This is a genomic window from Sphaerisporangium rufum, assembly GCF_016863395.1.
GTDB classification, from domain to species: Bacteria; Actinomycetota; Actinomycetes; order Streptosporangiales; family Streptosporangiaceae; genus Sphaerisporangium; species Sphaerisporangium rufum.
In genome coordinates this window covers 89,691-99,029 of record NZ_BOOU01000004.1, presented here as the reverse complement: position 1 = coordinate 99,029, position 9,339 = coordinate 89,691, and the positions used below count along the sequence as shown (strand labels likewise).

Annotated in this window: 7 protein-coding genes; 5 read left to right on the top strand and 2 right to left on the bottom strand. The window is 73.5% G+C overall.

The genetic code is table 11. From position 1 onward, the window contains the following. The 5 genes from Sru01_RS02015 to Sru01_RS01995 form a co-directional block, all read left to right on the top strand. On the top strand, positions 1-294 hold a 294-nt coding region (locus Sru01_RS02015), incomplete at its 5' end, for a glycosyltransferase (protein WP_203982076.1). A gap of 15 nt (positions 295-309) precedes the next feature. Next, a complete protein-coding gene (gene manB / locus Sru01_RS02010; protein ID WP_239136764.1) occupies positions 310-1,413 on the top strand; it encodes a mannose-1-phosphate guanylyltransferase in 1,104 nt (367 codons plus the stop codon). A gap of 16 nt (positions 1,414-1,429) precedes the next feature. Then, positions 1,430-2,344, top strand: coding sequence for a DNA-3-methyladenine glycosylase family protein (locus tag Sru01_RS02005; protein WP_203982075.1), 915 nt, complete (start codon positions 1,430-1,432; stop codon positions 2,342-2,344). Positions 2,345-2,680: 336 nt separating this feature from the next. Then, entirely contained in the window at positions 2,681-5,305 is a 2,625-nt protein-coding gene (locus tag Sru01_RS02000; RefSeq protein ID WP_445009377.1) for a bifunctional FO biosynthesis protein CofGH, read from the top strand. A 215-nt stretch (positions 5,306-5,520) separates the two neighbouring features. Further along, a complete protein-coding gene (locus Sru01_RS01995; RefSeq protein ID WP_239136762.1) occupies positions 5,521-7,305 on the top strand; it encodes a substrate-binding domain-containing protein in 1,785 nt (594 codons plus the stop codon). A 120-nt stretch (positions 7,306-7,425) separates the two neighbouring features. Here the strand turns inward: Sru01_RS01995 and Sru01_RS01990 are convergent, their stop codons facing one another. Beyond that, positions 7,426-7,938 (bottom strand): peptidase inhibitor family I36 protein, encoded by a 513-nt coding sequence (locus Sru01_RS01990; protein WP_203982073.1) that lies wholly within the window; start codon positions 7,936-7,938, stop codon positions 7,426-7,428. A gap of 356 nt (positions 7,939-8,294) precedes the next feature. Continuing rightward, positions 8,295-9,215: a hypothetical protein gene (locus tag Sru01_RS01985; RefSeq protein ID WP_203982072.1), complete on the bottom strand. Its 921-nt coding sequence runs from the start codon at positions 9,213-9,215 to the stop codon at positions 8,295-8,297. Between the last annotated feature and the right edge of the window lie 124 nt (positions 9,216-9,339).

The window sequence follows — 9,339 nt, the reverse complement described above, 5'->3', positions numbered from 1 at the left end:
GTGGCGTTCCCCTCGCGGGGTGAGGGCTTCGGCCTGCCGGTGCTGGAGGCGATGGCCTGCGGCGCCCCGGTGCTCACCACGCACCGCACTTCGCTGCCCGAGGTCGGTGGGGAGGCGGTGGCCTACTCCGAGCCGGACGCCGGTGGCATCAGGGACGCGCTGCGGGCGCTGCTGGAGTCGCCGGAGCGCCGGGCGTCGCTCGCCGCGGCCGGGATCGCCAGGTCGCGGGAGTTCACCTGGGAGGCGTCCGCCGAAGCCCATCTGACCTCATACCAGCGGGCGCTCGATCGGTGAGCTAGCCTCGCTTCTGTGACGGAGAGCTACTCGCCGGAGTCGGCATGTCTTGAGGCCATCCTCCTGGTCGGCGGGCAGGGCACCCGGTTACGGCCGCTGACGCTGAGCACTCCGAAACCGCTGCTGCCCACCGCCGGGGTGCCGTTCCTCGCCCACCAGCTGGCCAAGGCCCGCGAGTCCGGCGTGCGGCGGGTGGTGTTCGCCACCTCCTACCGCGCCTCGATGTTCGCCGAGGCGTTCGGGGACGGCTCGGCGTTCGGGCTCTCGCTGGAGTACATCACCGAACAGGCCCCGCTCGGCACCGGCGGCGCGATCCGCAACGCCGCCGAGGCGCTGACCTGCGGCCCGGACGCCCCGGTGCTGGTGCTGAACGGCGACATCCTGTCCGGGCACGACATCCGGGCGCAGGTGGCGGCGCATCTGGCCCGCCAGGCGGCGGTGACCCTGCACCTGACCGAGGTGGACGACCCGTCGCGGTTCGGCTGCGTGCCGACCGACGCGGGCGGCCGGGTCACCGCGTTCCTGGAGAAGACCCCCAACCCGGTCACCAATCGGATCAACGCCGGGTGCTACGTGTTCCAGCGGTCCTGCATCGACCGCATCCCGGCCGGCCGGGTGGTGTCGGTGGAGCGCGAGACGTTCCCCGGCCTGATCGAGGCGGGGGAGCTGGTGCTCGGGTACGCCGACCGCTCCTACTGGCTGGACGTCGGCACCCCGGCGGCGTTCGTCCAGGGCTCGTGCGACCTGGTGCTCGGCCGGTTGCGCTCCCCGGCTCTCCCCGGGGCGACCGGCGACGTGCTGGCGCTGCCGCGGTCCCGGGTGTCGCCGAGCGCGAAGGTCTCCGGCGGCACGGTGGTCGGCCCGGGCGCGGTCGTCGAGTCGGACGCCGGCGTGCACGGCAGCGTGCTGGGCGCGGGCTGCGTGGTCGAGTCCGGCGCCGTCGTGGTCGACTCGGTGGTCGGTCCGGGCGCCGTCATCGCGTCCGGGGCGGTGCTGCGCGGCGCGGTGATCGGGGACGAGGCGGTGGTCGGCTCCGGCAACGAGCTGCTGGCCGGTGCCAGGGTGTGGCCGGGCGTGCACCTCTCGCCGGGCGCCGTCCGCTTCTCCAGTGACGTCTGACCCTTAATGTGGGGGAGTGCTGGAGCGGAGGTGGCGGCCGGACGGCCCGCTGGACGTGCCGGCGGTGCTGGCGCCACACCGGCGTGGCACCGGTGATCCGGTGTGGCGGCACGCCGGCGGTGCGGTCTGGCGTACCTGCCGGACGCCGGACGGGCCGGGGACGCTGCGCGTCGCGGTCGAGGCCGGCGAGGTCGCCGGCCGGGCGTGGGGGCCGGGGGCCGGGTGGCTGCTGGAGACGCTGCCGGGGCTGCTCGGCGCGCACGATCCGGTGGCCGGCTTCCGCGCGCTGGTGGCCGCCGCCCGGCCGGCGGGCCATCCGCTGGTCCGGGAGCTTTCGGCCCGGCATCCAGGGCTGCGGCTGAGCCGCACGCTGCGGGTGTTCGAGGCGCTGGTGCCCGCCGTGCTGGAGCAGAAGGTGGTCGGCCGGGAGGCCTGGCGGGCCTGGCGCTGGCTGCTGAACCGCTACGGCGAGCCCGCGCCGGGGCCGGCACCCGACGGGATGCGGGTGTTCCCCGCCCCGGAGGTGTGGCGGGGCATCCCGTCGTGGGACTGGCACCGGGCGGGCGCCGAGGCGGTGCGGGCCCGCACGATCATCAACGCGGCCCGGCACGCCGCCAAGCTGGAGGCGGCGGAGCCGGTGGCGCTGGACGGCCTGCTGCGGGCGCTGCCCGGCGTCGGGGTGTGGACGTCGGCCGAGACCCGGCAGCGGGCCCACGGCGATCCGGACGCGGTATCGGTGGGCGACTACCACCTGCCGTCGCTGGTCGGGTGGTCGCTGGCCGGCCGCCGGACCGACGACGCCGGGATGCTGGAACTGCTCGCGCCCTACCGGGGACACCGGTACCGGATCACCCGCCTGCTCGAACTCGGCGGGCGGCGACCGCCGGCGCGAGGGCCGCGAATGGCCGCGCGGGACTACCGGTCGTTCTGACCCGCCGGCCGGCCGGAGATCGGGCCGGCCGGGGGAGCGATCGCAACCGCTCGCCGGGGGTCCAGTCCCGGCCGTCGCGGGTGTCCGCGCCGGCCAGCGGGGCGAGCAGGGCGACGGTGACGATGAAGGCGATCACGAACCAGGTCATCGGGGGCTCCTGTGGGTCGTTCTGCTGACCCCTTGAGTATGTGCTCGTGCAACTGTTTACGTCCATCGAAACCTGCTGAGCAGTACTGTTTACCAATGCTGAATTGATCTCCTGGCGGCCCCGGCCGCGCCCGCCCAGCCCGGATTACGTACTGTTCGGGGATGGACGTGAATCCCACACCGGCCGCGATGCGGCGGGCGCTGGCCCGGGCCAGGGACGGCAAGGCGCTCGACGTGACCGAGGCCGCGGTCCTGCTGCACGCCCGCGGCGCCGACCTCGACGCCCTGCTCGAACACGCCGGCCGGGTCCGGGACGCCGGCCTGGCCTCGGCCGGGCGGCCCGGCGTCATCACCTACAGCCGCAAGGTGTTCATCCCGCTGACCCGGCTGTGCCGGGACCGGTGCGGCTACTGCACCTTCGCCACCGCCCCCGCCAAGCTCCCCGCGCCGTTCCTCACCCCCGACGAGGTGCTGGAGATCGCCCGCCAGGGTGCCGCCATGGGGTGCAAGGAGGCGCTGTTCACGCTGGGCGACCGCCCGGAGGACCGCTGGCCGCAGGCCCGGGAGTGGCTGGACGCGCACGGCTACGACGACACCCTCTCCTACCTGCGGGCCATGGCGATCCGGGTACTGGAGGAGACCGGGCTGCTGCCGCACCTGAACCCCGGTGTGCTGACCTGGCGCGACCTGCAGCGGCTCAAGCCGGTCGCGCCCTCGATGGGCATGATGCTGGAGACCACCTCGCGCCGGCTGTTCGAGGAGAAGGGCGCCGCGCACCACGGCTCGCCGGACAAGGACCCCGCGGTGCGGTTGCGGGTGCTGGAGGACGCCGGCCGGTCGAACGTGCCGTTCACCACCGGCATCCTGATCGGCATCGGCGAGACCGTCCTGGACCGGGCTGAGTCGATCTTCGCGATCCGCCGGGTGGCGCGCGAGTACGGCGGCGTCCAGGAGGTCATCGTGCAGAACTTCCGCGCCAAGCCGGACACCGCGATGCGCGGTATGCCGGACGCCGACCTGAGCGAGCTGGCCGCGACCATCGCGGTCACCCGGCTGGTGCTGGGCTCCCGCATGCGCGTCCAGGCGCCGCCGAACCTGGTCGGCGACCAGCACGACCTGATGATCCGGGCGGGCATCGACGACTGGGGCGGGGTCTCGCCGCTGACGCCGGACCACGTCAACCCTGAACGCCCCTGGCCGCAGATCGAGGCCCTGGCCGCGCTCACCGCCGGCGCCGGGTTCGCCCTGCGCGAGCGGCTCACGATCTACCCCGAGTACGTGCTGGCCGGCGAGCCGTGGCTGGACCCGCGGCTGGACGGCCACGTGGCCGCCCTGGCCGACCCGGTCAGCGGCCTGGCCAGGGAGGTGAACCCCGAGGGACGGCCGTGGCAGGAGCCCGACGGGGGGTTCGCCGCCGCCGGGCGCACGGAGCTGCACGTCGAGGTGGACACCGCAGGGCGGGCCCGGGACCGGCGCGACGACTTCGCCCGCGTCTACGGCGACTGGGACGCCCTGCGCGACCGGCTGCCCGCCGGAGTCGCCCCCGGCGCCCGCCCCGCGGCCCCTGTGGGCGCCGTCCAGGCGCCTGACGGCCCCGTGGACGGCGGTCCCGCCGCGGCGCCGGCGCGCGGCGGAGCCGTCGACGGGGAGATGCGCGCGGCCCTGCGCCGCGCGGAGAGCGACCCGGCGGGGCTCACCGACGCCCAGGCCATCACTCTGCTCGGCGCGGACGGCTCCGACCTGTCCGAGCTGTGCCGGATCGCCGACGACCTGCGCCGCGCGGCGGCCGGCGACGAGGTCACCTACGTGGTCAACCGCAACATCAACTTCACCAACGTCTGCTACACCGGCTGCCGCTTCTGCGCGTTCGCCCAGCGGCGCACCGACGCCGACGCCTTCACCTTGTCGCTGGAGCAGGTCGCCGACCGGGCCGCCGAGGCGTGGCAGGCAGGGGCGACCGAGGTGTGCATGCAGGGTGGCATCCACCCTGACCTGCCCGGTACGGCCTACTTCGACATCGCCAGGGCGGTGAAGGACAGGTGCCCGGACCTGCACGTCCACGCCTTCTCCCCGATGGAGGTGATCAACGGAGCGAGCCGGACGAACCTGTCGGTCCATGACTGGCTGGTGGCCGCCAAGGAGGCGGGGGTCGACTCGCTGCCGGGCACGGCGGCGGAGATCCTGGACGACGACGTGCGGTGGGTGCTCACCAAGGGCAAACTGCCGACCCGCGAGTGGGTCGAGGTGGTCACCACCGCGCACCGCGTGGGCATCCCGACGACTTCGACGATGATGTACGGCCACGTGGACACCCCGGCGCACTGGGTGGCCCACCTCCGGCTGATCCGCCGCATCCAGGAGGAGACCGGCGGCTTCTCGGAGTTCGTACTACTGCCGTTCGTGCACCACGGCGCCCCTATCTACCTGGCCGGCATCGCGCGTCCGGGGCCAACGGCCCGGGAGAACCGCGCCGTCCACGCGCTGGCGCGCGTCATGCTGCACGGCGCGATCGCCAACATCCAGTGCTCGTGGGTGAAGCTCCAGGACGACCTGTGCCGGGCCGTGCTGTCGGGCGGCGTGAACGACCTCGGCGGCACGCTGATGGAGGAGACGATCAGCAGGATGGCCGGGTCGGAGAACGGCTCCTACAAGACCATCACCGACATCGCCGCGATGGTCGAGCCGACCGGCCGCCCGCTGCGCCAGCGCACCACCGGTTACGGCACCCCCTCCCCCGAGCGCCTGGCCGCCGCCCAGGCCAGCGACGGCGTCTACCGTAGCGTCCGCCGCCCCCTTCCGCTGCTCGCCCCCTGAGGGGAGCTACCGGGTCGCCTGATCGGGGGCGGACTCGGTGCCCGGTAGCCGCTGGTGAGTGAGCACTCTGACGCCCTCGCCGCCCGCCACCTCGTTATGAGACTTGGTTATAACAAGTTCCGTATCGAGGTGGCGGCGGGGTTGCGCGGGATGTGGGGGACGCTGGGAGAATTGTCCGGCTGGACCGTGTCCGACCTGGCAGGGAGAGGCGAACCGTGGCGCTTGGCCGTCCCGGTCGGCACCGCGCCGACCCGAACGCCGACCCGTACGCCACGCCGCCGCGCCGGCGGCCACGCCGCCGGGTCTGGGTGGCCGGCGCGGCCGCGATGGTGGTGCTGGCCGGGATCACGGTCGCCATCGGCGGGCGGCTCGGCGGGCCGTGCTCGTCGCGGAACCCGGTGCTGGTCGGGGTGGACGCCGCGGTCGACATCGCGCCGGTCGCGATGGAGGCCGCCGGCCGGTTCAACGCCACCCGGCCCGCCGTGGACGGGCGTTGCGTGCTGGTGCAGGTCACCGAACAGCCTCCCGCCCCGGTGCTGCGCACGCTGATCGGCGATCGGGCCGGTGCGGTGGCCGGCCGGCCGGACGCCTGGATCGCCGACTCCTCGGCCTGGATCCGGCTGGCCCGCAAGCAGGGCGCGCCGGACATCGCGGCCGGCGAGACCGTGGTGGCCGCCTCGCCGCTGGTGTTCGCCACCCGGCGCTCGCTCGCCCGCCGGTTCGCGGCCGGCGGCACCGAGATGAGCTGGGAAATGATCTTCCCGGCCACCGCCCGGGGGCGGTTGGAACCGGGCGCCGACGAGCCGGACGTGGTCCGGGTGCCCGACCCCTCGGTCACCGGCGCCGGCATCGCGGCCGTCGCGGCGGCCCGCGACATCGCCGGCGGCGGCGAGAAGGGCGACCGGGCGCTGACCGCCTTCGTGCGGATGGCGCAGGCCGGTTCGGCCCCCGACCACCGGTCGATGCTGGCCGCGGTGGACGACCGGTCGTTCTGGCAGCGGCCGGTCGTGGTGGTGCCCGAGCAGTCGGTGTGGCTGCACGACCGGACGCCGGCCGCCGACCCCGTCGTCGCCCTGCATCCCAAAGAAGGCACGATCCTGCTCGACTACCCCTACGTGGTGACCGCCGCCGACCCGGCGGACGCGGCCGGCGCGCGGCTGTTCGGCGGCTGGCTCGCCTCGGCGCAGGTCGGCGAGCTGGCCCGGGGCGCCGGGTTCCGGTCACCGGACGGCCGGGCGCCGCCGGCCTCGGCCGGCCCGCGGATCCCGGCGGCGCTGCCGCGCCCGCGTCCGTCCATCACGCCCGCGGTGATCGACGAGGCGCTGGAGGCGTGGAGCCGGCTGGCCCCGCCGAGCAACATCCTGGTGTTGGCGGACGCCGGGCGGCACATGGCCGAGCCGATCGCCGGCCGCAAGGACGCCACCCGGCACACCGTGGCCCTGGAGGCGGCGCACCTCGGGCTGCAGCTCTTCCCGGCCTCCACCCGGATGGGCCTGTGGGAGTTCGCCGCCGGGTACGGCGGCGGCCGCGGGTACCGAACACTGGTCGGCCTCGGCCCCATCACCCAGCCGCCCGCGGCCGGCGACGGGCTCACCCGCCGCGGCCGGCTGGACGCGCTGACCCGGACGCTGCGCCCCGACCCGAAGCGGAAGAGTTCGCTGTACGACGCGATCCTGGCCGGCTTCCGCGAGGTCACCAAGGACTACGACCCGGCGATGAACAACTCGCTGCTGGTGATCACCGCCGGGAAGGACGACGGCGGCGGCCTGTCCCGGGCCGAGCTGGCCGACCGGCTGCGCGAGGACTGGGACCCCGACCACCCGGTGCAGGTCATCGTGCTGGCGTTCGGCGCGGACGCCGACCGGGCGGCGCTCGGCGAGATCACCGCGATCACCAACGGGTCGCTGCACGTGGCCACCGCGCCCGGCGAGATCATCGACGTCTTCCTCAGCGCGCTGGCCCGCCGGTTGTGCCACCCGACCTGCGGCGGGCCCCGCTGAGGCCGGGCGGTGATCTCCGGCCGCGGCACCCTGCCGGAAAGTCGCCGTTCCCGATTTCCTTTCGCCGGATGCCGCGGCTCTGTCAGGCGCGGAGATGCGGGCGCCGCTGTGCCGCCGGGCTCAGCAGGAGTTCGCCCAGCGGTGGCTGGCGATGTTGTCGTTCATCGACTGGCCCTGGCCCGACTTTCCGTCCCACAGGAAATAGATGCCCGCCAGGTTATTGAGATAGGTGCCGTTGGGCAGGCAGTTCCTGGAGCCTTTGTAATCGGGGCTGTAGTACAGGTTGACGTCGTCGTACGAGCCGGACCAGCCGCGATTATCCAAGGAACTCGCCCCGTTGCGCATGTTCATCTCGCGGAACATTCCGGAACAGGTGCTCCAGTTGCCGTCATTCTCGGACCACTGGCAGTAAGGGCCTACTCTGTTGGTGTCGTACCATGCCCAGAGGTAGCCGTCCGCCGCCGCTGCCGATGCGGCCGACGGGGCCGACGCGATCGGCACGGCCTCCGATTTCGGTGCGGTCACGGCGGAATCGGCTGAGGACGGGTTGTCCGCCTGCGCGGCACCGGGGGTGGCGAACAGCGCCAGGGCGGCGAGTCCCAGCGTGGCGAGGGCGGTGTTTCTCCTGTGCATTGCTCTCTCTTTTCTCTCATCGGCCGGTCGGGCCGGTGGGTCTCATTTCCCGAAGAGCCCATGTCCCGCGCCGCGGCTTCCGCCGAGGTTCGTGAATGAGGCGCGCGTCTCACGGGGATCTGGGTGGTCTGATTCGGGGGCATCGCATGCTCCCGGCGGAATCACGTGACAGCGAGGGCCGGCGCGGAACGTGAATCACGGGCGTTTCATGGCTGCGGCATCGTGAACGCCGGATGCGGTCACAAGCCCTTTGCGGGGAAACGCGAGAGTGCTCAAGGCCCGGGCCCCGGGCGGTCGGTGCGGCGACCGCCCGGCGTCCGGCCGCGCTCGGCCCCCCTTGGCCGGCATGGCGGGTCTCATCCGGTCTGCACGAGGGAGCCGGCGCGTCCCAGCGCGGCGAGCTCCAGTCGCAGCCGGGTGTTCACCTCGCCGGAGTACGCACCACGCAGGCGCTCGCCGTACTGCCGGTCCAGGCGACGGATGGTGTCGGACAGGCCGCTGCTGCTCGCGCATCGGGCCTCGGCGACCGCGGTGCGCACCTCTTCGGCCCGCGCCGCGGGCTTGTCCGGTTTCGTGAACGCGGCGCGGGCTTCATAGGGATCCGGGAAGCGGAACCCTTTCGCGCCCATGCAGGTGGACCAGTTCTTGACCGACTCGGCGAACCCGGTATCGGCGAGCACCTGCCTGCCGCGCATCTCGGTGAGCGCATCGGTCATCGTCGTGACGCGGAACCAGACGTCGAGGTCCCCGTAGAGCTTCTCCTGGGCCTGCGCGATGCAACCGTCGTCGGCCCGGCCGACGGTCATGCCGTTCGGGGTCCTGACCTTTAGTTGCCTCGCGGATCGTTCGCCGTGCAGCGCGTCCAGCGCGCGCTGCCGTTCCGCCGGCGGCAGACCGGTGAAGTACCGCCGGTTGGGATCGGATCTGCGCAACCTGTCGCGCTGTGCGTAGATGTCCGTGCCGTAGCCATGCCGGGAGGCCCACATCACATCGTCGATGACGTAGGGAAAGTCGCGGTCTTCCGGCAGCGGCCGCCGGGGCACGGCCCACATGTCGAAGCCGCGGGCCTTCATACACGAACGCATCAGCTTGTCCTCGGCGTCGTGCAGCAGGTCCTTCTCCTGCTCGGTGAGGGACCGCGTGGGAGCGGCGGACGTGGCCGCGGCCGCGGCCGCGGACCGGCTGGGAGCCGGTTCGTCCAGCGCCTGGAAGATCACCACCAGCGCGGTCGCCCCCACCGCCACGATGGCGGTGACGGCACGCCGATGTAACCGCATGCGCTCTCCTCCCCGTCCCCCGTGCCCGGCCGCTGTCGAGCGGCGGCCGGATTCGCGCCCCCTGAAGCGCTCGATGACCGCAGCATCGATGAGCGCCGGATTCGGTAACAAGACCTTTGCGGGG

What these genes read in the sequence shown, in the direction of transcription:
- Sru01_RS02000 (WP_445009377.1), top strand. Translation starts at nt 2,681, where the DNA reads ATGCGGCGGGCGCTGGCCCGGGCCAGGGACGGCAAGGCGCTCGACGTG.
- Sru01_RS01985 (WP_203982072.1), bottom strand. Translation starts at nt 9,215, where the DNA reads ATGCGGTTACATCGGCGTGCCGTCACCGCCATCGTGGCGGTGGGGGCG.
- Sru01_RS01990 (WP_203982073.1), bottom strand. Translation starts at nt 7,938, where the DNA reads ATGCACAGGAGAAACACCGCCCTCGCCACGCTGGGACTCGCCGCCCTG.